19 protein-coding genes are annotated in these 20,799 nt (G+C 62.8%); 18 read left to right on the forward strand and 1 reads right to left on the reverse strand.

Annotated features, from left to right (window positions below):
• Positions 1-5: 5 nt before the first annotated feature.
• The 16 genes from ABWK72_RS21155 (at position 6) to ABWK72_RS21230 (ending at position 19,034) form a co-directional block, all read left to right on the forward strand.
• Complete coding sequence (locus ABWK72_RS21155; protein ID WP_367871569.1) at positions 6-3,329, forward strand: TAT-variant-translocated molybdopterin oxidoreductase; 3,324 nt, start codon at positions 6-8, stop codon at positions 3,327-3,329.
• A gap of 144 nt (positions 3,330-3,473) precedes the next feature.
• Positions 3,474-4,961, forward strand: a complete 1,488-nt coding sequence (nrfD, locus tag ABWK72_RS21160) for an NrfD/PsrC family molybdoenzyme membrane anchor subunit (RefSeq protein WP_367871570.1) — start codon at positions 3,474-3,476, stop codon at positions 4,959-4,961.
• 52 nt (positions 4,962-5,013) lie between these two features.
• Complete coding sequence (locus ABWK72_RS21165; RefSeq protein ID WP_367871571.1) at positions 5,014-5,568, forward strand: DUF3341 domain-containing protein; 555 nt, start codon at positions 5,014-5,016, stop codon at positions 5,566-5,568.
• 158 nt (positions 5,569-5,726) lie between these two features.
• Positions 5,727-6,428 (forward strand): cytochrome c, encoded by a 702-nt coding sequence (locus tag ABWK72_RS21170; protein WP_367871572.1) that lies wholly within the window; start codon positions 5,727-5,729, stop codon positions 6,426-6,428.
• A 19-nt stretch (positions 6,429-6,447) separates the two neighbouring features.
• The gene (locus tag ABWK72_RS21175; protein ID WP_367871573.1) at positions 6,448-7,821 is read left to right on the forward strand and encodes a hypothetical protein; all 1,374 of its coding nucleotides are present in this window, start codon (positions 6,448-6,450) and stop codon (positions 7,819-7,821) included.
• A 92-nt stretch (positions 7,822-7,913) separates the two neighbouring features.
• On the forward strand, positions 7,914-8,723 hold the full coding sequence (locus ABWK72_RS21180; RefSeq protein ID WP_367871574.1) for a cytochrome c: 810 nt from the start codon (positions 7,914-7,916) through the stop codon (positions 8,721-8,723).
• 204 nt (positions 8,724-8,927) lie between these two features.
• On the forward strand, positions 8,928-10,454 hold the full coding sequence (locus ABWK72_RS21185) for a cbb3-type cytochrome c oxidase subunit I (RefSeq protein WP_367871575.1): 1,527 nt from the start codon (positions 8,928-8,930) through the stop codon (positions 10,452-10,454).
• A gap of 57 nt (positions 10,455-10,511) precedes the next feature.
• Positions 10,512-11,252, forward strand: coding sequence for a cbb3-type cytochrome c oxidase subunit II (locus tag ABWK72_RS21190; RefSeq protein ID WP_367871576.1), 741 nt, complete (start codon positions 10,512-10,514; stop codon positions 11,250-11,252).
• Between the two features lie 22 nt (positions 11,253-11,274).
• A complete protein-coding gene (locus tag ABWK72_RS21195) occupies positions 11,275-12,036 on the forward strand; it encodes a cytochrome c (protein WP_367871577.1) in 762 nt (253 codons plus the stop codon).
• Positions 12,037-12,058: 22 nt separating this feature from the next.
• Entirely contained in the window at positions 12,059-13,978 is a 1,920-nt protein-coding gene (locus ABWK72_RS21200) for a cbb3-type cytochrome c oxidase subunit I (RefSeq protein ID WP_367871578.1), read from the forward strand.
• 60 nt (positions 13,979-14,038) lie between these two features.
• Positions 14,039-15,763 (forward strand): heme-copper oxidase subunit III, encoded by a 1,725-nt coding sequence (locus ABWK72_RS21205; protein ID WP_367871579.1) that lies wholly within the window; start codon positions 14,039-14,041, stop codon positions 15,761-15,763.
• Positions 15,764-15,798: 35 nt separating this feature from the next.
• Positions 15,799-16,170, forward strand: coding sequence for a cytochrome C oxidase subunit IV family protein (locus ABWK72_RS21210; RefSeq protein ID WP_367871580.1), 372 nt, complete (start codon positions 15,799-15,801; stop codon positions 16,168-16,170).
• A gap of 131 nt (positions 16,171-16,301) precedes the next feature.
• Positions 16,302-16,502: a hypothetical protein gene (locus ABWK72_RS21215; RefSeq protein ID WP_367871582.1), complete on the forward strand. Its 201-nt coding sequence runs from the start codon at positions 16,302-16,304 to the stop codon at positions 16,500-16,502.
• Between the two features lie 7 nt (positions 16,503-16,509).
• Positions 16,510-16,728: a hypothetical protein gene (locus ABWK72_RS21220; protein ID WP_367871583.1), complete on the forward strand. Its 219-nt coding sequence runs from the start codon at positions 16,510-16,512 to the stop codon at positions 16,726-16,728.
• 16 nt (positions 16,729-16,744) lie between these two features.
• Positions 16,745-17,533: a cytochrome c oxidase subunit II gene (locus tag ABWK72_RS21225; RefSeq protein WP_367871584.1), complete on the forward strand. Its 789-nt coding sequence runs from the start codon at positions 16,745-16,747 to the stop codon at positions 17,531-17,533.
• Positions 17,534-18,080: 547 nt separating this feature from the next.
• Complete coding sequence (locus ABWK72_RS21230; protein WP_367875364.1) at positions 18,081-19,034, forward strand: acyltransferase family protein; 954 nt, start codon at positions 18,081-18,083, stop codon at positions 19,032-19,034.
• Between the two features lie 120 nt (positions 19,035-19,154).
• Here the strand turns inward: ABWK72_RS21230 and ABWK72_RS21235 are convergent, their stop codons facing one another.
• Positions 19,155-19,649 carry a VOC family protein gene (locus ABWK72_RS21235; RefSeq protein WP_367871585.1) on the reverse strand — a complete coding sequence of 165 codons (495 nt, stop codon included), beginning with the start codon at positions 19,647-19,649 and terminating at the stop codon, positions 19,155-19,157.
• Between the two features lie 162 nt (positions 19,650-19,811).
• Here ABWK72_RS21235 and ABWK72_RS21240 point away from each other — a divergent pair, with 162 nt between their 5' ends.
• Together ABWK72_RS21240 and ABWK72_RS21245 are read left to right on the forward strand one after the other, a co-directional pair.
• Positions 19,812-20,240: a DUF4870 domain-containing protein gene (locus tag ABWK72_RS21240; protein WP_367871586.1), complete on the forward strand. Its 429-nt coding sequence runs from the start codon at positions 19,812-19,814 to the stop codon at positions 20,238-20,240.
• Positions 20,237-20,740 (forward strand): AAA family ATPase, encoded by a 504-nt coding sequence (locus ABWK72_RS21245; protein WP_367871587.1) that lies wholly within the window; start codon positions 20,237-20,239, stop codon positions 20,738-20,740. Before ABWK72_RS21240 ends, ABWK72_RS21245 begins: the two co-directional genes overlap by 4 nt.
• Positions 20,741-20,799 lie beyond the last annotated feature (59 nt).

Below are 20,799 nucleotides of genomic sequence, written 5' to 3' on the forward strand. Positions count from 1 at the left end.
CGCCCATGAGCAAGCGCATCTGGCAACATCCCGAGGTCCCCGCCGGCGAAACCACGATTTCGTGGCGCAGTCTTGGACAGCTTGAGGATACCCCTGAATTCCGCACCTGGATGGAGCGCGAGTTCCCGCAGGGCGTGGCGGAAATGGCGAATGAAGAGGATGCCGAGGTTTCCCGGCGCTCCTTCATGAAGCTGATGGGTGCGTCGACCGCGCTCGCGGGTTTCGGCCTGGCTTCCTGCCGCCGTCCGGAAAGCTACATCGTGCCTTACAACAAGGCACCGGAGTGGGTGATCCCGGGCAAGGCGACCTACTATGCCTCCAGCATGCCGCGCCCGGGGGGTGCGGTGCCGCTGGTGGTGACGACTTTCGAAGGCCGGCCGACCAAGGTCGCGCCGAACTCGCTGCACCCGGACATGAGCGGTACGGATGCCTTCGTGCAGGCCTCGATCCTGGATCTCTACTCGCCCTCGCGCTCGCGCACGGTCCTGAACAACGCGAAGGCCTCGAGCCGCGCGGAGTTCGAGAAGGTGCTGGCGGGGCTGGCCGCGGATGCTGCTACGAAGGTCGGCTTCGTCTTCGGTCACGATGACTCGCCGACGCGGGCGCGCCTGATCAAGGAGCTGGCCGCGAAGTTCGCCGGCGCGAAGTTCTACGCCTATGAGGCGCTGGAAGGCACCAAGGTGCTGGAAGACGGCGTGAAGCTGGTCGCGGACTTCGCCCAGGCCGACCGGATCCTCTCGCTGGACAGCGATTTCCTCTGCCTCGATGGGCAGGGCTCGACGATTTCCTTCTTCAACCGCCGCAAGCCGGAAGGCGGGGCCTATGACAAGAAGGCCGATGCGGCCTCGATGAACCGCCTCTACGTGGTCGAGAGCACCTTCTCGATGACCGGTGGCATGGCCGATCACCGCTTGCGCGTTTCCCCGAGCCAGGTGCTGCGGGTGGCGGCACAGATCGCCCGCGAACTGGGCGTGAGCTCGGCGGTGGAAGCGGTCACCGACCCGAAACATCTCGAATGGATCAAGGCGCTGGCCGCCGACCTGAAGGCCTCGGGTGCCAAGTCCGTGGTGCTCGCCGGATCCCGCCAGCCGGCGGCGGTCCAGCAGCTCGCGCTGGCGATCAACAAGGCGCTCGGCAGCACCGCGATCAAGGCGGTGAAGACCGATACCACGGGCCTCGGCGACCTCGCCAAGCTGGTCACGGATCTCAATGGCGGCGCGATCGACGCCCTGTTCCTGTTGAGCCCGGCCAACCCGGTCTATGATGCCCCGGCCGATGCCGGCCTGATCCCGGCGCTGGCCAAGGCCAAGACCGTGATCCACCTCGGCAGCCGCACGGATGCCACGGCCCACATGGCGACCTGGCACGTGCCGGTCAGCCACTATCTCGAAAGCTGGGGCGATGGCCGCTCGCTGAACGGTGTCTACACCGTGGTGCAGCCGCTGATCCTGCCGCTGTATCCGGAATGCACGAGCGAGCTGGAAATCCTGGCCGCACTGCTGACGGCGGATGGCAAGCTGGTCACCGGCGAGACCGCCGACGGCAAGCCATCGCCCGCCTACGATGCGGTGAAGCTGACTTTCGAAGCGATCGGCGGCAAGGGCGAGGAGCCCTGGAAGAAGCTGCTGCGTGACGGTTACCACGCCGGCACCGCCTACGAGGCGGTGGTCCTGCCCGCGCCGGGCGGAGCGATCGCAGCCGCGCCCGCGGTCAGCGGGATCGAAGTGATTTTCTCGACCGACGGTTCCGTTTACGATGGCCGCTGGATCGACAACGGCTGGCTGCAGGAAGCCCCGGACCCGATTTCGAAGCTTTCCTGGGACAATGCCGCGCTGATCGCGCCGGAGACCGCCAAGAAGCTGGGCATTTACGACGAGATCCTGGAGATCGAGCGGACCACCAAGGTGCTGGGCGTATCCGGCCAGTATGCGAAGAAGGGCCCCGATGCCGAAGGCCCGCAGCGCACCAGCCCGATGATCAAGGTCAAGGTGAACCGCGAGGAGCTGGTTCTGCCGGTGATGATCGCCTTCGGCCAGGCCGAGAACACCATCATCATCCCGCTCGGCTACGGCCAGGGCTTCGACAAGGAAGACAAGTTCGACCGCAACGCGAAGGGCTTCACCCCGGCCGGCCATGTCGGCCTCGTCGGCGTGAACTCCGGCTTCAATGCCTACCCGCTGCGGACCACCGAATCGAAGTACTTCGCCACCGGCGCGAGCGTCGAGAAGGTGGAGGGCCGCTACCCGATGGCCCTCGTGCAGGAGCACTTCGGCATGTATGGCCGCGCGCTGGCCCGCGAGATCTCGACCATGACGGACGAGAAGAAAGGCGACTTCGCCGAGCAGCTCGGCGACGTGGTCAAGCAGGGCAACGACGCCCACGCGCCGCCGAACGTCTCGCTCTACAAGCAGGAAGGCAAGGACGGCAAGAAGCACCTGAGCGACGAGATCCACCAGTGGGCGATGACGATCGACCTGTCCTCGTGCATGGGTTGCAACGCCTGCCTGGTCGCCTGCCAGGCGGAGAACAACATCCCGATCGTGGGCAAGGAGCAGGTCATGAAGGGCCGCGAGATGCACTGGATCCGGATGGACCGCTACTACGCGATCGACGAGGAGAACACCTTCGACAAGGGCAACCCGGCGATGATCCCGCAACCGGTGGCCTGCATGCAGTGCGAAAGCGCTCCCTGCGAGACGGTCTGTCCGGTGAACGCGACGATTCACGATGAGGAAGGCCTGAACGTGATGGCTTACAACCGCTGCATCGGCACCCGCTACTGCGCGAACAACTGCCCCTACAAGGCGCGCCGCTTCAACTTCTTCGACTACAACAAGCGCAACCCGCTGGTCGCCCACAACCTCTACAAGGGTCCCTTCGGCGAGAAGCAAGTCGGCACCGCGCCGCACCTCCAGCGCAACCCGAACGTCTCGGTCCGCATGCGCGGCGTGATGGAAAAGTGCACTTACTGCGTGCAACGCCTGAAGGATGCGAAGATCCGCCAGAAGCGCGGCCAGAAGCAGGAAGTCCTGCTGACCGGCGAGCGTTCCTCGCAGCTCGGCGTGAGCAACGAGACCCTGCGGATCCCGGTGGATTCGGTGAAGGTCGCCTGTCAGGAAGCCTGTCCGGCCGGCGGCATCGAATTCGGCAACATGCTCGATGGCGACAAGTCGCTGATGATGCGGGCCCGCGGCAGCGAGCGGAACTACGAGCTTCTCCACTACATCGGCACCGCGCCGCGCACGACCTACCTGGCGCGGGTGAAGAATCCGAACACCTCGATGCCGGACGCGAAGTTCGTCGGCAAGGCGACGGTTCACATGCACTGAAGAGAGACGAGAGACTTCAAGAATCCAGAGACCAGACAGGAATGAAGATGAACGACGGCCAGCAATTTGAACAGAATTCCGGAATTCCGGATCTGGAGTCTGGCGTCTTCATGTCTGGTTTCTCGGCCTAACTTTCCAATTACCATGGGAGCCACCTCCACAGAACATGCCCCAAGCCCCGTTCGCGAGGGACCGAAGATTCCGGTCCTGAAGCGCGAGAAGCTGATCCTGAGCGGCCGTTCCTATCACTGGATCACCGAGCGCATCTGCGGCGTGGTGGAGAACCGCCAGCCTTTCTTGTGGTGGCTGCTCTTCATTCCTTGCGCCTTGATCGCGATGATCGGCGTCGGCCTCGGCCTGACCTACCTCGTGTCCACGGGTGTGGGCGTGTGGGGGATGTCGAACCGGGTCTTCTGGGGTTGGGACATCACCAACTTCGTGTTCTGGATCGGTATCGGCCACGCCGGCACGCTGATCTCCGCGGTGCTCTTCCTGACCCGGCAGAATTGGCGAACGTCGATCAACCGGGCGGCGGAGGCGATGACGATCTTCGCGGTGATGTGCGCCGGCATCTTCCCGGCCTTCCACGTCGGCCGGGTGTGGATGGCGTGGTTCCTCGCGCCGATCCCGAATGCGAATGCGATCTGGCAGAACTTCAAGTCGCCGCTGCTGTGGGACGTGTTCGCGGTTTCGACCTACTTCACGATCTCGCTGATCTTCTGGTATCTCGGCATGGTGCCGGACCTCGCGACGATCCGCGACCGCTGCAAGCCGGGCCTGCGCAAGATGCTCTACGGGATCTTCTCGCTGGGCTGGCGCGGCGGCAACCGCCAGTGGAGCCACTACGAGATGGCCTACCTGCTGCTGGCGGCGCTTTCGACCCCGCTGGTGCTCTCGGTGCACTCGGTGGTGTCCTTCGACTTCGCCACCTCGATCGTGCCCGGCTGGCACACGACCATCTTCCCGCCTTACTTCGTGGCCGGCGCCATCTTCGGCGGCTTCGCGATGGTGCTCACCATCATGGTCCCCGCACGCCAGATCTACGGCCTGCACGACCTGATCACGATGAAGCACATCGACAACATGGCGAAGATCATCCTGCTGACGGGAACGATCGTCGGCTACGCCTACCTGATGGAGCTGTTCGTGGCCTATTACTCGGGCGCGAAGTATGAGATGGACGCCTTCAAGTTCCGCATCACCGGTCCCTATTGGTGGGCCTACCTGGCGATGATGAGCTGCAACGTGCTTTCGCCGCAGATCTTCTGGCTGAAGCGCAACCGCGAGAACCTGTGGGTGGTGATGGGCGTGGCGATGGCCGTGAACATCGGGATGTGGTTCGAGCGTTTCGTGATCATCGTGACGACGCTGGCGCGGATGTTCCTGCCGGGCGACTGGAAGTCCTATAGCCCGAGCTGGGTGGAGATCGCGCTCTTCCTCGGGACGATCGGGATGTTCCTGGCGCTGTTCCTCCTCTTCCTGCGTTTCCTGCCTTGCATCAACATTGCGGAAGTGAAGTGGGCGCTGCTGGAGTCCGATCCGCACCACGACGATCACGAAGAGCATCCGGATCCGGGTGTGCAAGTGATCCCCTCTTACCAGCACGAGCTGCACTCCGAGGTGAAGGCCTGAAGCCCTCCGGGGATTTGAGATTCGAGATCCGAGATTTGAAATTTTCTAGAACGTGAGCACCACCCGCAAACGAGTTTACGGATACCTGGCCGAGTTCGGCAGCGCCTCCAACCTGTACAAGGCGGCGGAGAAGGTGCGTGATGCCGGCTTCCGCAAGTGGGATTGCCACAGCCCGTACCCGATCCACGGCCTCGACGGGGCGATGGGGATGAAGCGCTCGATCCTGCCATGGTTCGTGTTCTTCGGCGGGACGCTGGGCCTGGCGACGGGCTTCGGGCTGGCCTACGTCACGCAGGTGGAGATCTACCCGACGGTGGTGCAGGGCAAGCCGGCGAACCTGTTCACGGTACCGGCCTTCTTCCCGATCATGTTCGAGCTGACGATCCTGTTCTCGGGCTTCACCACGCTCTTCGGGTTGCTGGCGCTGATGAAGCTGCCGCGCCTGAATCACCCGCTGTTCGCCAGCCGCCAGTTCCACCGGGCGACGGACGACGCGTTCTTCATCGCCGTGGAAGCACGCGACCCGAAGTTCCATCCCGACAAGACCCGCGCGTTCCTCGAGGACATCGGCGGGAAGAGCATCGAACTGGTGGAGGAAGAGGACTGAAAGGTCCTGCCGAGCCAAAGTTCCAAGTGAAAAGTTCCAAGTGCCAAGAGTGAGATTCCCGATTCCAAACTCGAAATTCCAAGTTCTAGAATTCTGAGCCCCGGCTCTTCCCTGCCGCTCTCCGCTTACCGCTTACCGCTTACCGCTTTCCGATTCCCGTGAAATACTTCTTCATCGCCTACGCGATCATCGCAGCCCTGGTCATCGGCTTATTGCCGACGCGGGGCTCGAAGTCCCCGAACGCGCCGTTCCGGCTGTTCCCGGACATGGATGATCAGGACAAGCTGAAGCCGCAGAAGCCGGACGGCTTCTTCGCGGACGGCCAAGGCGGACGCTTGCCGGTGCACGGCACGCAGGCGCTGGGCTTCAATCCGGAAGGTGCAGCCGTGATCGGCGGCATCCCCGAGCTGGAATTCGGCGGCGGGACCGGCTACTACGCGACCGGCGGGATCGACGGCTACTACGGCAACGGGATGCCGGAAGAAATCAAGCTTACCGATGAGAACGTCGGTGCCTTCCTGCGCCGCGGCGAGGAATCCTTCAGCATCAACTGCGCGGTCTGCCACGGCAAGTCGGGCGACGGCCAAGGGATCACCGGCCAGTTCGGCGTGCCCGGCATCGCCAACCTGACGGACGACACCAAGAAGCACGCGGTGTATCCGGATGGCCGGATGTTCGAGGTGATCACCAACGGCAAGGGCCAGATGGGGGCCTACAAGCACAACATCCCGTTGCGCGACCGCTGGGCGATCATCGCCTACGTGCGCTCCATGCAATACGCCCGCAAGGCGCCCTACGACGCCGTGAAGGAAGCCTACGACAAGGGCATCGCCGAGCAGCAGGCCGCCGCCACGAAGTAATCTCCCGCTCTTCCTAGAAATGTCACATCACGTTACATCAGCCGACATTCCGGTCGAAGGCGAGCGGATCGCCAGCAGCAAGCTGGACTCGGTCCGGCGCATCGCCGGCGGCGCGGCCGCAATCACCGGGCTGGTCAGCGCATGGCTGCTTTTCGGCGCGCCGGCGCAGATTGCGGCGCCCTACACCTACTCCTGGCTGTTCGCGCTGTTTTTCTTCTTCACGCTGGCAATCGGCGGGGTCTTCTGGACGCTGCTGCACAACGTCTCGAACTCGGGGTGGGGGACATCGGTCCGCCGGATCATGGAGAACCTCGGTTCGGTCTTCCCGTGGATGGCGATCTTCGCGGCACCGCTGCTTTTCCCCAAGGTCCAGCAGTGGCTCTTCGAGTGGATGAACATCCACAACCAGGCGGGCGGCGGCATGTTCGACGGCTTCCTCTTCGGCTTCTACGGCAGCGATTCGATGAAGGCCGCCCTTGAGCACGACCACCAGGGCCTGCTGGTGAACAAGCTCTGGTACATGAACAAGCTGGCGTGGTATATCCGCTTCGCCTTCTACTTCATCGGTCTCGGCTTCGTGATCCACGGGCTGCGCAAGCTGTCCACCGCGCAGGACACCGATCCGAATCCCGGCACCAGCAACCTGCTGAGGGCGCGCTTCCACTCCACCTACACGCTGATCATTTTCGCGATCACGATCACCTTCGCGGGGATCGACTGGCTGCAGGGCCTGGAATACGAGTGGTTCTCCACGATGTGGGGTGTCTACCTCTTCGCCGGTGCGGCGCTGAACTCGATGGCGGTGATCGTGATCACGGCCACGCTGATGCAGAGTGGTGGCTACCTGAAGCGTGTGACGGGCCCCGAGCACTTCCACATCATGGGCAAGCTGATGCTGACCTTCACCATCTTCTGGGCGTATGTGGCCTTCTCGCAGTTCTTCCTGATCTGGTATGCGAACATCACGGAAGAGACGAAGCACTTCATCGTCCGCAACACCGGCGGCTGGAACACGGGCAACATCGCGCTGGTCTTCGGCCACTTCGTGATTCCCTTCGTGATCCTGCTGCAGGCGTGGCTGAAGCGGAACCCGAAGACGCTGAGCATCGTGGCGGTTTACACGCTGGCGATGCACGTGCTGGACACCTACATCAACGTGATTCCGGAGCGCTCGATTTCGCTGCGGGCGATGGCGATCGAGGGGAAGATGGGTCTGCCCGAGTCCTTCACGAGCTACACCACGGTGGTTCCCGGCGCCTTCTGGGGTGACATCCTGGCCTTCGTGACCGTGGGTGCCGGCTTCCTGTTCTTCTACCTGCGCGCGCTCTCGCAGAACGCGACCTATCCGCACCGCGACCCGCGCATTCTCGAATCCGCCAACGTTTCGAACTAACCGCAGACGCAAGACTTCAAGACACAAGACGCAAGACCTGAGAACAGCCGACACTGCTCACTGATCACTGCTCACTTGGCACTTTTTTCCCGATGTCATCTTCCAGCGACAATCCCCTGATCCGTTTCGCCGCCTTCTGGTGGGCGCTCGGCGTCTTCTCGCTTTTCGCGATTCTCCTGATCGCGCTGAAATTGTTCAGCGGCGGCGGCGAGGAGCCGAACGTGCTTGAAGAGGCGGCCGGAGCGAAGCGCTACGAGGTGGCCAGCAAGGTCAAGGCGGCGCAGGACGCGAACCTGGCCTACAAGGAAGTGGAAGCGGGCAAGGTGGTGCAGGTGCCGCCGCACGATGTTTTCGCGGTGGTGGGCAAGGAACTGGTTTCTTCCAAGGCGGCTGCGGTGAAAGACCCGGCCCAGATTATCCCCGGTGGCATCGCCGCAGCGGCTGCGGCGGACGCCCCTCCGATCGACGTCGAAGCGGTGAACAAGCTGAGCCCCCCGGCTGGCACGCCTCCCGATCCCGCGGCGATGGAAGCCGGCAAGCCACTTTTCGCGATTTGCGCAGCCTGCCATGGTGTGGAAGGCCAAGGTGTGCCAGCGCTCGGTCCGCCTCTCGCAAAGTCCGAGTGGGCGAACGGCCCGGTTTCGAACCTGATCCGCATTCAGTTCCGTGGCTTGGAAGGCCCGATCACGGTTCACGGCCAGCAGATGACCTTTGCCATGCCGATGTTTCCGGTGATCGCGGCGATGGAGGATGCGGACATCGCCAACGTGCTGACCTACGTGCGCAACAGCTTCGGCAACACCGGTGGCCCGGTGCTGCCGGAACAGGTGAAGATGCTGCGCCCCGAGAGCGCCATCAAGACTCACCTGAAGGAAGCCGACCTGATCAAGCCAACGCCCTGAGAAACACTTTCATGAATTCCGGCGACGTAACAGAAACCATGGCCCTGCCCCGCATGAGCCGTCCCTACAGGACGGGACCGGTGGTGGCGTGCCTACCCGGGACTGCGTGCCGGGCTGTTATGAGCCGTCCCGTCGGGACGAAGAAGCCTCCGGCGAACCTGCTAGTTTTACTCTGAGCCCCGAACCACGGCCCAAGAATTTCCCATGTCTCCTGCCACTTCCCAGACCCCGGTGAACGACGCGCTGCGCCGCGCGGAGATCGATCTCTCGCTGCGCCACCCGGTGATGTTCTTCTTCACCAGCGGTGCCGCGTGGCTGGCGGTTGCGATCCTGCTCGGGATCGTGGCCTCGGCCAAGACGCATAGCCCGGACTTCCTGACCGGGTGGTCATGGCTGACCTACGGCCGGGTGCAATCCGCGCACATGAATGCCCTGGTGTATGGCTGGGCTTGCCAGGCGGCTTTCGGAGCCTTGATCTGGCTGATGGCGCGGCTTTCCCGCCAGGAGTGCCGGGCCGCGGGGATCATCCTGGTGGCCGGTCACGTGTGGAACCTGGCGATCTCGCTGGGCCTGATCGCGATTCTCGCGGGCGGTGGCACGGGGATGCCGTGGATGGAGTTCCCGGCCTTCGCCTGGGTGCCGATGTTGCTTTCCTACGCCGCGATCGCGATCTGGTCGATGGTGCAGTTCAAGGTCCGCCCGGCGGGTCACGTGTTCATCTCGCAGTGGTACATCCTGGCGGCACTGATCTGGTTCCCTTGGGTCTTCGCCAGCGCGCACCTTTTGATCCACGCCTTCGCCGGCAATCCGGTGATGGCAGCGGCGATCAACGCTTGGTATCGCTCGGCGATGCTGCTGCTGTTCTTCGTGCCGACGGGCATTGCGGCGGCCTACTACCTGATCCCGAAGGTGACCGGCCGGCCGGTGTATAGCTACTCGCTGTCCGCGCTCGGTTTCTGGTCGCTGGCGATCATCGCGCCTTGGGCCGGGATGCAGAAGCTGGCGGGTGCGCCGATTCCGAATTTCCTGCCTTACCTGGGTGCCGCGGCGACGATCCTGTTCGCGGTCCCGTGCATCGCGGTGGGAGTGAACCTGCTGAAGACCGCTGCGGGCGCGCCGGAGACGGTGGCGAACAGCCCGAGCCTGCACTTCACCATCATGGGGGTCTTCGGCCTGCTGATCCTGGGTGCTGCCAGCGTGTTCCTGAACAACCCGGCGATCCTGCCCGGCACGCAGTTCTCGATGGCCAACTACGGCTTCGACATTCTGGGGGTCTACGGCTTCTTCAGCTTCATCGCCTTCGGGGTGATCTACTTCGTGGTGCCGCGGATCACGCGCCGCGAGTGGCTTTCGAGCCGCCTGATCAAGATGCACTTTTTCCTGTCGCTCTACGGGGTGGCGCTGGTGGTGATCGTGGCGCTCTTCGGCGGTGCGATGCAGGGGATCGGCCTGGAAGACTACAAGATGCCGGCGGAGGATGCCTCGATGCGCGCCTACCCGTATGCCGTGGCGACGACGCTGGCGTGGTGCTTCCTGCTATTCTCGAACGTCTTCTTCTTCTTCCACCTGACGCTGATGTGGCTGCGCCTCGGTCGCCGGAGTTCGCACCCGACGCTGCTCGGCGTGCATCATGCCGACGACCTGCACGACGCGGCCCACGGTCCCGAGGGGGACATCGACAACGGTGGGCCCGGCACGGTGCACCCCGATTCGCACGCCCATTCGCACTAACAGGTTCCGCCCCGATTCGATTTCAGATTTCACATTTGAGATTTCAGATTTCCGCTCATGAGTTTCCGCCAATTTGCATTCGGCCTCACCGCTTCCTTCGGCATTGCCTGGTTGGCCGTGGTGATCGTGCCCTTTTTCATGATGCGCCACCTCAAGCCGGTGGAGTTCAAGGAAGCGGCTGACGGCAAGGAGGGGATCTATTTCCCGAAGAGCGCCGGCCGCGTGACCAACGGCGCGGAGGTGTATGCCGCGAACGGTTGTGCGCATTGCCATAGCCAGCTGATCCGTCCGGTGTATGCGGGGAATGACCTCGGTCGTCCGGATTGGGCGGGCTTGAAGAACGACGAGGAACGCGGCGACACGCGGCGCCAGTCGAACATCTTCGACTATCAGGGCGAGAAGTTCGCGCAGATCGGTCTGAGCCGGCTCGGGCCGGACCTTTCGAACGTCGGCCGCCGGGTCGAGAAGATCTATTGCAAGGACGGCGGGGATCCGAAGTCCTGGCTGCTGAGCCACCTCTACAATCCGCGGGCGAATCCGAAGCTGGTGACCTCGAAGTGCCCGTCTTTCCCCTTCTTCTTCGAGACGAAGGAGATCGAGGGCCAGGTGCCGGCCAATGCGATCACGGTGAAGGACGGCGAGGCTGTCGTCCCGGGGCCGGAAGCGCTGGTGCTGGTGGATTACCTGCTCTCGCTGAAGCGCGATGACGCGGTGCCGGCCTCGATGAACCACCTGCCGCCGGTGCCGAAGGGCGCTCCGAAGCCCGCTGCCCCAGCTGCCGCCGCCCCCCAAGGCTGAACTGCATTTCTTTTCCTTTCCGATGATCGATCCATCCAAGCCCGACCTCGAGGAATCGGTGAATGTCACCGAGTCCCACGATCGCGTCCTCCGCGGTGCGGCTGCGGCATCCCGCGAGAACAAGCTGACCGAGAACGGTGCCGAGCCGGTCTCGATGTGGGTGATGGCGCTGTGCTTCGTCCCGGTGCTGTTCGCCGGCTGGACCGCCTTCGGCTACGGCACGCCGCTCTTTTCTTATAAAGACACGGTGCGGACCGGCTACGTGCAGGTGATCCCGCCGGATGCCGATAGCGCGGCGGCGGTGCCTGAACCGGCGGTGCTGGTGTATGCCAAGAAGGGCGCGAAGCTTTACTCGAAGTGCAGCGGTTGCCACGGCCCGGACGGCAAGGGCGACGGCAATGCCTACCCCTCGCTGGCGGGTTCCGAGTTCGCGAACGGCGAGCACGAGCGCTTCGCGATGATCGTGCTCAACGGCCTGACCGGTCCGAGTTCCACCGGCAAGACCTACGGCGTGATGCCGGCGCAAGGTGCCGGGATGAGCCCGGAAGACTTGGCCTGCCTGATGACCTACGTCCGGAATTCCTTCGGCAACAAGGTCGGCGACGTGGTGACCAAGCAGATGGCCGGCGAGGCCCTGAAAATTTCCGGTGCCCGCGCGAAGGCGGGAGCGCCCGTCACTGCCGACGAGCTGAATGCCGATCACAAGAAGAACCTGCCGGGCGACATACTCGCCCCGGACACACTGATCGACCCGATTACCCTCGAGCCGGTTGCCGCCAAGTAATCCCGATCCATTTTTGCCAAGCATGAGCGCCCACGCAGCACCTGCCGATGACCACCACGGTCACGGCCATGACGACCACCATCACCACGATCCGGGGTTCTGGAAGAAGTATTTCTTCTCGACCGACCACAAGACGATCGGGATCCAGTACGGCCTGACGGCGATGGCCTTCCTAGCCTTCGGCTTCTACCTGATGATGGTGATGCGCTGGAGCATCGCGTATCCGCACCAGCCGCTGCCGGAGTGGATGAGCTGGATCTTCACGGATAACTGGAAGGCCCGCTGGCTTACCGATGGCAAGGTGACGGGCGAGACTTACAACATGTTCGGTGCGATGCACGGCACGATCATGGTGTTCCTCGGGATCGTGCCGCTGGGCTTCGGCGCCTTCGGCAACTACGTGACGCCGCTGCAGATCGGCGCGGTGGACATGGCTTTCCCGAAGCTGAACATGACGAGCTACTGGTGCTACCTGGCCGGTGGCCTGACGATGTGCGCGTCCTTCTTCATGGAATCCGGCGCGGCCAAGTCCGGCTGGACGAACTACTCGCCGCTCGCCGGTTTCGCGGACGGCCAGATCGTCAACCAGTGGCTGGCGGGGCAGACGCAATGGCTGATCGGCCTGGTGCTGCTGATTTCCTCGTCGCTGCTCGGTTCGGTGAACTTCATCACGACGATCATCAACCTGCGGGCGCGCGGGATGACCTGGATGCGGATGCCCTTCTTCGTGTGGGCGATGCTGGTGACCGGCTTCCTGCTGCTGCTCGCGTTCCCGCCGCTTGAGGCCGCAGGGATCATGCAGCTGATGGACCGGGTGGGGCACTCGTCCTTCTTCATGCCCTCCGGTTTGTATTCGGCGAGCGAAGGGCTGGCTGATCTTTCCGGTGGCGGGTCGCCGCTGCTGTTCCAGCACTTGTTCTGGTTCCTCGGTCACCCGGAGGTGTATGTCCTGCTGCTGCCGGCGATCGCCTGCGTGGCGGAAATCATTCCGGTGAATACGCGCCGCCCGCTGTGGGGCTACAAGGCGATGGTCTATGGCGTGCTGACGCTGGGTTTCCTGTCCTTCGTGGTGTGGGCGCACCACATGTATCTGACGGGGATGGGTCCGGTGGTTTCGACCTTCTTCCAGACCACCACGGTGCTGATTTCGATCCCTTCGGTGATCCTGCTGACCTCGATGATCATCTCGCTGTGGGGTGGATCGATCCGTTTCACGCCGGGCATGATCTGGGCGCTGGCCTTCCTGCCGATGTTCGGCATCGGCGGCCTGACCGGCCTGCCGCTGGCCTTCAACCTGGTGGACCTGCACTTGCACGACACCTACTACGTAATCGGCCACTTCCACTATGTGGTGGCACCGGGTATTCTCTTCGGCCTCTTCGCGGGCGTGTATCACTGGTATCCGAAGATCACCGGGCGGCACATGAGCAACGTGATGTCCCACATCCACTTCTGGCCGAGCTTGATCTGCATGAACCTGATCTTCTTCCCGATGCTGACGCAGGGGATGGCCGGGTTCCACCGCCGCTGGTATAACGGTGGCGATGCCTACATGCCGAGCGGCGAGGGCAGTGCCAACGTCTTCAGCCTGATCGTCGAGAAGCACATCGACCTGAACATCCTGATGTCGATGGGGGCATGGGCGATGGCGGTGGCGCAGATTCCCTTCGTGATCAACTTGTTCGGCTCGCTGCTGTGGGGCAAGAAGGTCGAGAGCGACAATCCTTACAACGCCACGACGCTGGAATGGGCGACGCCGACGCCTCCGGGCCACGGCAATTTCGTCACCGAGCCGTCGGTTTATCGCGGTCCGTATGAATACAGCCGGCCCGATTGCGAGGACGACTACCTGCCGCAATGGGAGGAACCGAAGCGCGACGCCGCGGTGCCCGTGGCCTCGGAATTGCCGGGCACACCCACCACCCATCCTTCCGCCCACTGACCCTGCGCGGCCCGGCTTCAAGAATCACTTCTTGGGACTGAAAACCGGACACACTTCCCAATGGAAATCCCCTACATCTTCACCCCGCGCAAGGACACGGGACTGGTCAATTCGAAGATTGCGATCTGGCTGTTCCTCGCGTCGGAGGTCATGCTCTTCGGCGGCTTCTTCTCGGCCTACATCTTCCTGCGCCTCGGCGCGGACTATCCGTGGCCGGAGCGGACGCTGCCGGTGCTGCCTGGCCTGATCAACACCTTCGTGCTGATCGGTTCGTCGGTGACGGTGATCTTCGCCTGGATGTCGCTCAAGCTGCGGAAGTGGCACCAGTTCCAGTTCTTCATGGCGATCACGGTGGTCTGTGCCGGCGTCTTCATGGTGCTGAAGGGGATCGAGTACAACGTGAAGTTCCATCACCAGGCGCTGCGCCTGAAGGACTACGCGGTGGTCGAAGGTCACCTCGGCTACGAGTTGAAGGACGGCGTGCATGTCGCCCATGGCGAGGAGCCGAAGGACGAGGACTTCGCGCTGAACCACCACGGCAAGAAGATCGAGGAGAACATGATCAACTTCGAGACCTCGGAGTTGAGCTTCAACACGGTCCGCTACCACCACGACTGGGTGGAGGAAATCATCGCCCACGCCGCGGAGCGGAATGCCGCGATCACGCTCAAGGAAGACCTGAAGCTGGGCAAGGAGGCTCCGGTGCTCTTTGACAAGGACGGCAACGCCGCGCCCGGTAGCAAGCCGCTCGCGATGGCCGATGGCTTCGCCAAGGGTAGCGTGCTCTCGATGAAGCTGCTGGAGCGCATCACCGAGCTTCATCTGGAAGCCCGCTCGCACAATGCAGAATTACGGACGGATGCCTTCCGCGAGGAGTGGAAGAAGGCGCATGCCCAATATCCCGGCAAGAGCGACCGCCAACTCGCGCCCGATGTGAAGATCGACGTCACGAAGCTCGACTTGAAGGTGGAGCACCCGTCGATCGGTTTCGAGGTGCAGCCTGCCACGGTTTTCCACTTCCGTCCCCGCGATATCCAGGAAGGCCCAGCCTCCGGCACCTTGCGGGACGGCACGGCACTGGCCGGCAAGATGGAGGAGAGCCCGATGGGCTTCCACTACGTGGATGCGCTCGACTTCCGCCACCTTGCGATGAAGGTGGAGGAGAAGGTCGGCGACAACCCCGAGGCGGTGGAGAAGGCGATCGAGGAGTCGTGGCTGATCAAGAGCAACCACGAGCTCAAGGAGATTTGGGAGAAGCAGCAAAAGGCCCTCGGCCTGCTGACCGCGGAACTCGCCAAGAAGGACCGCGTGCCAACCGAGAAGGACAAGTATCGGGTCAACTGGCAGGAGATGGTTTACTACGCGACCACCAGGCTGGAAGACATCAAGATCGAGGCCGGCAAGTATCAGATGCCGCACGTGAAGATGGAGCTCGACGAGGAATTCTTCGGCCCGAACTACGCGGTCCGCGCCAAGGCGCAGAGGCCGGATGGTCACCTCGGGTCCTTCCCGCATCTCTCGGTGCCGCGCGCCGAGGTGCAATTCGCCTCGAAGTTCGCTCCGGCTTGGAACACTTACTACGCGATCTACTTCACGATGACCGGCCTGCACGGTCTGCACGTCATCGGCGGGGCGCTGGTGCTGGGCTACTACCTGTTCTGCGGCAAGAAGATGTATCTGAGCAATCCCGAGTGGCTGGCCAACCGCGTGGAAGTCGGCGGGCTGTTCTGGCACTTCGTGGACCTGGTCTGGATCTTCCTGTTCCCGATCCTGTATTTGATGTAAGCTAACCGCTACCGAATCTATTTTTCTGCAATCCCATGGCTGATTCCCCGGAAGCAATCAAGAAGGCCACCCGGCTCTACCTGCTCATCGGCGCTGTCCTTTTCGGCGGCACGGTGTTGACGGTACTGGTGGCGACGGTCCCTTCGCTGGACTTTGGCAAGCACGGCTTCGACACCGCCGACCTTTTGATCGGCCTGCTGATCGCGACGGTGAAGGCCACGCTGGTGGCGGCGATCTTCATGCACCTTAACCATGAGAAGCGGCTTATTTACTGGCTCTTCGGTCTGGGGATCGGTGCCGCGATCTGTCTGCTCTTCCTGACCGGCCTGGCGATCTGGGATCCGATCCACTACAATGGCTTCCCGACCGGCGTGCCCGGGTCCGAGCCGGTGAGGCATTTCAAGTGAGCAAAGTTCCAAGTAAAAAGGACCAAGTTCCAATTTAGAAACGAAGATCGCAAACATCAACTCCTGCCCCGACGAGGGTTCTTCCTGCCTCCTTTGGCACTTGGAACTTCTCACTTGGCACTTCCACCGCCATGTCCCTTCGCGCCTTCCATATCGTCTTCATCACAGTGAGCACCCTGCTCTTCGTGTTCCTGTCGGTGTGGGCTTTCGCGCTGGCTCCCGAGCGGACCGCGACGATCACCACGCTCGGCGTGATCAGCATCATCAGTGCGCTGGTGATGCCGACCTACGGCGTCTATTTCTACCGCAAGGCCCGTAAAATCATCATCTGACCCGGCCATGTTTTCCTTACTCGCCTGCGCCACGTGCGTGAATACTTCCCAAGCCGACAGCAGCAATGCCGCCGGTTGGTCGATCTTCTTCCTGCTCGGCGCGATCCTGTTGGTATTGGGTCCGGTGGTCTTCTTCCTAGTCCGCATGGCGCGCCGCAGCGAGCAGACGCTCGACCCCGAATTCCGCGACGATACCCCGGCCGCGTCCGTCACCGCCACCCGCTGACACCTTCCCGATTTTCATGAGTCCTGCGAAATTCCTCAGTATCCCGGAGAGCTTCTCCGCCCACGGCGGCCGCGTGGATCACCTCATCGATGTGGTCCACTGGTTCATGTTCGCTCTGGGCGCGGGCTGGTTCTTCTTCTTCGCCTATTGCCTGGTCCGCTTCCGGGCCTCGGTGCATCCGCGGGCCTCTTACCACGGCGTGCGCAACCACATCTCGAGCCACCTTGAGGTCGCGGTGGTCATCATCGAGGCCGTGATCTTGCTCGGCTTCGCTTTCCCCCTGTGGAAAGAACGTACCGATACTTGGCAGCAGGTGCAGAACCTCGATCCGATCCGGGTCCGGGTGATCGGCTGGCAATTCGGCTGGACCTACCACTATCCCGGCAAGGACGGAAAATTCGGCCGCATCAATCCGCTGAAGATCACCAGCAACTCGGATCCCGGCATCGACTTCGATGATCCGAATGCGCACGACGATTTCATCACGCCGATGCTCAAGGTGGCGAAGGACCGCCCGGCGATCCTCAACATCACCTCGAACGACGTAATCCACAACTACGCGATCGTGCCGATGCGCATCCAGCAGGACGCCATTCCGGGCAAAGAGATCCCGATGTGGTTCACGCCGATCAAGACGCTGGAAACCTCGGTCGTGTGTGCGCAGCTCTGCGGCCAAGGCCACGGCAACATGGTCGGCCAGATGGAAGTGGTGGAGGACAAGGCCTTCCGGACTTGGTACGACGAGCAGTCCGATAGCGCGCTCAAGACGCACGCGCCGCAGGCTACCCCGACGGCGAGCCGCTGAGGCTGGCAGATTTTTACAAGCGGGGGGTTCTCAGGGACCTCCCGCTTTTTCTTTCCCCGGCAAGCTTCTGGCGCAGGATCCAGACCGCAAGCTAGGGCTCCTGATCATTCGCGTCGAAAAGTTCCCGCCGGACGTGGGCGTGGTAACCCCATGAGGGCGATCCCCGGCTTATCCCGCGCCCAGGCCGGATAAGCGGCGTAGCCGTTGCACTAGATGAGCAGCGGCGATGGCACGTCTTGCGGGCGAAGGTTCCCGCCTGCCGGTAATCCGGCTGGTGACAGGTAAAGCGGGTGGCGTTGCAACGATCTTGAATCGGGGGCGGCAGCGCGGCCACGATCGGCTTGGCGAGAGACGTGCCCCAAGATTGACAGGGGTGCTATAAGCGGGGCGTGAAGCCCGTCCGGTCCGTCCTCGTCCCTACTCTCGATTCGCATCAATCCTCCGCGACTGTACACGGCACCGCACGAGCTGCCATCGATCCTTCGTTGTGACGCCGACGGGGCAGATTGAAGGGCTGCAGGTAGGGCGCGGAGTGGCGGCACTGCTGGTGGTACTCCACCACACAGGCGGGTTGGTGTCGCTAAATGGTGGCGGGGAATTCGCTTGGAATTTGTTTCAGGGCGGAGCCGCAGGGGTGGACTTTTTCTTCGTCCTGAGCGGCTTCATAATCTTCCATCGGCATGCGCGGGAGATTGGCCAGCGGGACAAACTTGCCGAATACGGTTGGCGGCGGCTGGTGAGGGTCTTTCCAGCGTACTGGATCGTCACTCTGGCTATCCTGCCCCTCTACTTTCTGGTGCCGGGCTACGGCATTCTCAATGGCCGGGAACCTTGGGTAATCTTTTGTTCCTTCCTGTTGTTGCCGATCAATCCCGGACCGCTGCTCTTCGTCGGCTGGACCCTGACCCATGAGTTGTGGTTTTACTTGCTCTTCGCCGGACTCATCGCGGTGCGCGGAGCATGGTTCCGCGTCGCCGTGGGGTTTTGGGTAGTGGCGATGGTTTTCCTAGCGATAGCCCCGATCGATGATCACTTGCTAGGGAACGCATGGTATCGCGCGGCCTTGTCCCCGCTCAATTTGGAGTTTGTGCTGGGATGTCTCGCGGCGTGGCTGCTGGCCCGCCTGCGGTCGGTGCCTGTGATAGTCTGGCGGGCCCTGCTGTGGGGAGGGCTCGCTGCGTTTTTCCTCGCTGCTGGTGATGCAGGTAACCTGCGCTTCGCAAACCCAGAGGGTGCTGACCTACGGGCTCAGTGCCTTCGCCATGGTCTTGGGCATGGCAGGCGCTCGAACGGCACCAGGGAGATCACTGCCGTGGCGGGGTTTGGTGTTTCTCGGAGATGCGTCTTACGCCCTGTATCTCATCCATACTCCCGTGCTTTCGGCCGTCTGGAAAGCTGGAGAGGTGGCGGGGATACTGCCAAGAATCGGAGCTGGTGCGCTAGCGTGGCTATGTGTGCTTGCCTCGATTGTAGCGGCCGTGATGTTTCATCTGGCAATTGAGCGCCCGTTGTTGACCCGGCTGCGGTTCAAGGCGGGGCGAGCGTGAGGCGTTCGCGAGAGCCTGGGCAAGCCCTTGAAACTGGTGGTAGGGAGGCTCGGAAGGGCTTGCCGTTTTTTTGTTCACGATTCGGGCGCTTCGGCCAAAAGCGCACCTAGATCCAGTGCCCGCGTGACCATCGCCAGCGATCCATCCGGAGTGCGCGGCCATTCTTCCATGGGGCGGTCGCGGTAGAGTTCGACGCCGTTCTGGTCGGGATCGCGGAGGTAAAGGGCCTCGCTTACGCCGTGGTCGGCGGCACCATCGAGCGGGATGCCCGCGAGTTGCAGGCGTCGCAGGGCATCGGCCAGCGAGGCGCGGTCCGGATAGAGGATGGCGGTGTGGTAGAGGCCGGTCGTTCCGCGCGGTGGCGGCGAGCCGTCGAGGCTCTCCCAGGTATTCAGGCCGATGTGGTGGTGGTAGCCGCCGGCGGAGAGGAAGGCGGCGGTGTCGCCGATGCGTTGCATGACTTGGAAGCCGAGCACGCCGCGGTAGAAGCCGAGGGCGCGTTCCAGGTTGGCGACCTTCAGGTGTACGTGGCCGATGCGGACGCCGGGATCGATGGCTTGCGGGTTCATGGGAGGGATATTGGCAGAGCCGTGGGTGCTTGCCCAATGCCCTCTGGCGATGGTGAGCATGTCCGGGGTGCATGCCCCGGAGAGCGGGTATTGAAACAGGCCGCGGATTTGGAACGGCATTTCCTTTCCTTGGCCGCGATGCCGTGCTATCGGCGATGTGCTATGGAAGATCCCTACAATCCGCCGCCGGTTCCCGAGATCGCACCACCCGCTGTTTCGTCCGCCGTGATGAGCAGCGATGAGAAGATGTGGGCCACCCTGGCCCATCTCTCTGCGTTGAGCGGCTTGTTCTTCCCGGTGGTCGGGAACATCGCGGGGCCATTGATCGTGTACCTGGTGAAGAAGGATACGATGCCCTTCGTCGCGCTGGAGGCGAAAGAGGCGCTCAACTTCAACATTTCCTGGGCGATTTGGACCACGGTGCTGTGGACGATCACCATCATCCTGATGATCGTGCTGGTGGGGTTTTTACTACTTCCTGTGGCGATCATCGCGCATATCGGGTGGGTCGTGCTTTCGATCGTGGGCGGCCTGCGCGCGAATGAAGGGAAGCCCTACCGCTACCCGCTGACGTTGCGCCTGGTGCAGTGAGCGCACATCCCTGCCACATCGTGACCGGCCCCGCGGGGGCAGGGAAGAGCGTGCATGCACGGCGCTTGGCCGGGGAGCTTGGTGCCTGTCTGATCGATAGCGATACGGCCACCGAGCGGCTGGTGCGTGCGGGCCTGGCGCTGGCCGGGCTCGATCCGGATGACCGGGATTCACCGGCTTACAAGCGCGTGTATCGGGATGCGGTGTATGAGGCGATGTTCGATCTGGCGGTGGTGAATCTGCCGCAGGTGCCGGTTGTGCTCGCGGGTCCCTTCACCCGCGAGGGCGGCGAGGCGGATTGGCCGCAGCGGCTGGAGCGGCGGCTTAGGGTGAAACCGGTGATCCATTTCGTGTGGTGCGCGCCGGAACTGAGATGGCAGAGGATGAGGGCCCGGGGCGAGGAGCGGGACCGGCCGAAGCTGGCGGATTGGGCGAGCTACATCGCGCAGTGCCGGGAGGAGCGGCCGGTGTGGGAGCACGTGTTCGTGGACACCGAGTGAGTTGATGGTCTTTGGTTGATGGTTGATAGAAGGACCAACAGCCGCCCGGGCCACATCGA

The sequence above is a fragment of the Luteolibacter sp. Populi genome (assembly GCF_040801775.1).
Lineage (GTDB): Bacteria > Verrucomicrobiota > Verrucomicrobiia > Verrucomicrobiales > Akkermansiaceae > Haloferula.

Excerpts from the sequence above, each read along its gene's own strand:
- ABWK72_RS21155 (WP_367871569.1), top strand. The coding sequence starts at position 6 with ATGAGCAAGCGCATCTGGCAACATCCCGAGGTCCCCGCCGGCGAAACC.
- nrfD (WP_367871570.1), top strand. The coding sequence starts at position 3,474 with ATGGGAGCCACCTCCACAGAACATGCCCCAAGCCCCGTTCGCGAGGGA.
- ABWK72_RS21175 (WP_367871573.1), top strand. The coding sequence starts at position 6,448 with ATGTCACATCACGTTACATCAGCCGACATTCCGGTCGAAGGCGAGCGG.
- ABWK72_RS21180 (WP_367871574.1), top strand. The coding sequence starts at position 7,914 with ATGTCATCTTCCAGCGACAATCCCCTGATCCGTTTCGCCGCCTTCTGG.
- ABWK72_RS21185 (WP_367871575.1), top strand. The coding sequence starts at position 8,928 with ATGTCTCCTGCCACTTCCCAGACCCCGGTGAACGACGCGCTGCGCCGC.
- ABWK72_RS21190 (WP_367871576.1), top strand. The coding sequence starts at position 10,512 with ATGAGTTTCCGCCAATTTGCATTCGGCCTCACCGCTTCCTTCGGCATT.
- ABWK72_RS21195 (WP_367871577.1), top strand. The coding sequence starts at position 11,275 with ATGATCGATCCATCCAAGCCCGACCTCGAGGAATCGGTGAATGTCACC.
- ABWK72_RS21200 (WP_367871578.1), top strand. The coding sequence starts at position 12,059 with ATGAGCGCCCACGCAGCACCTGCCGATGACCACCACGGTCACGGCCAT.
- ABWK72_RS21205 (WP_367871579.1), top strand. The coding sequence starts at position 14,039 with ATGGAAATCCCCTACATCTTCACCCCGCGCAAGGACACGGGACTGGTC.
- ABWK72_RS21210 (WP_367871580.1), top strand. The coding sequence starts at position 15,799 with ATGGCTGATTCCCCGGAAGCAATCAAGAAGGCCACCCGGCTCTACCTG.
- ABWK72_RS21215 (WP_367871582.1), top strand. The coding sequence starts at position 16,302 with ATGTCCCTTCGCGCCTTCCATATCGTCTTCATCACAGTGAGCACCCTG.
- ABWK72_RS21220 (WP_367871583.1), top strand. The coding sequence starts at position 16,510 with ATGTTTTCCTTACTCGCCTGCGCCACGTGCGTGAATACTTCCCAAGCC.
- ABWK72_RS21225 (WP_367871584.1), top strand. The coding sequence starts at position 16,745 with ATGAGTCCTGCGAAATTCCTCAGTATCCCGGAGAGCTTCTCCGCCCAC.
- ABWK72_RS21235 (WP_367871585.1), bottom strand. The coding sequence starts at position 19,649 with ATGAACCCGCAAGCCATCGATCCCGGCGTCCGCATCGGCCACGTACAC.
- ABWK72_RS21240 (WP_367871586.1), top strand. The coding sequence starts at position 19,812 with ATGGAAGATCCCTACAATCCGCCGCCGGTTCCCGAGATCGCACCACCC.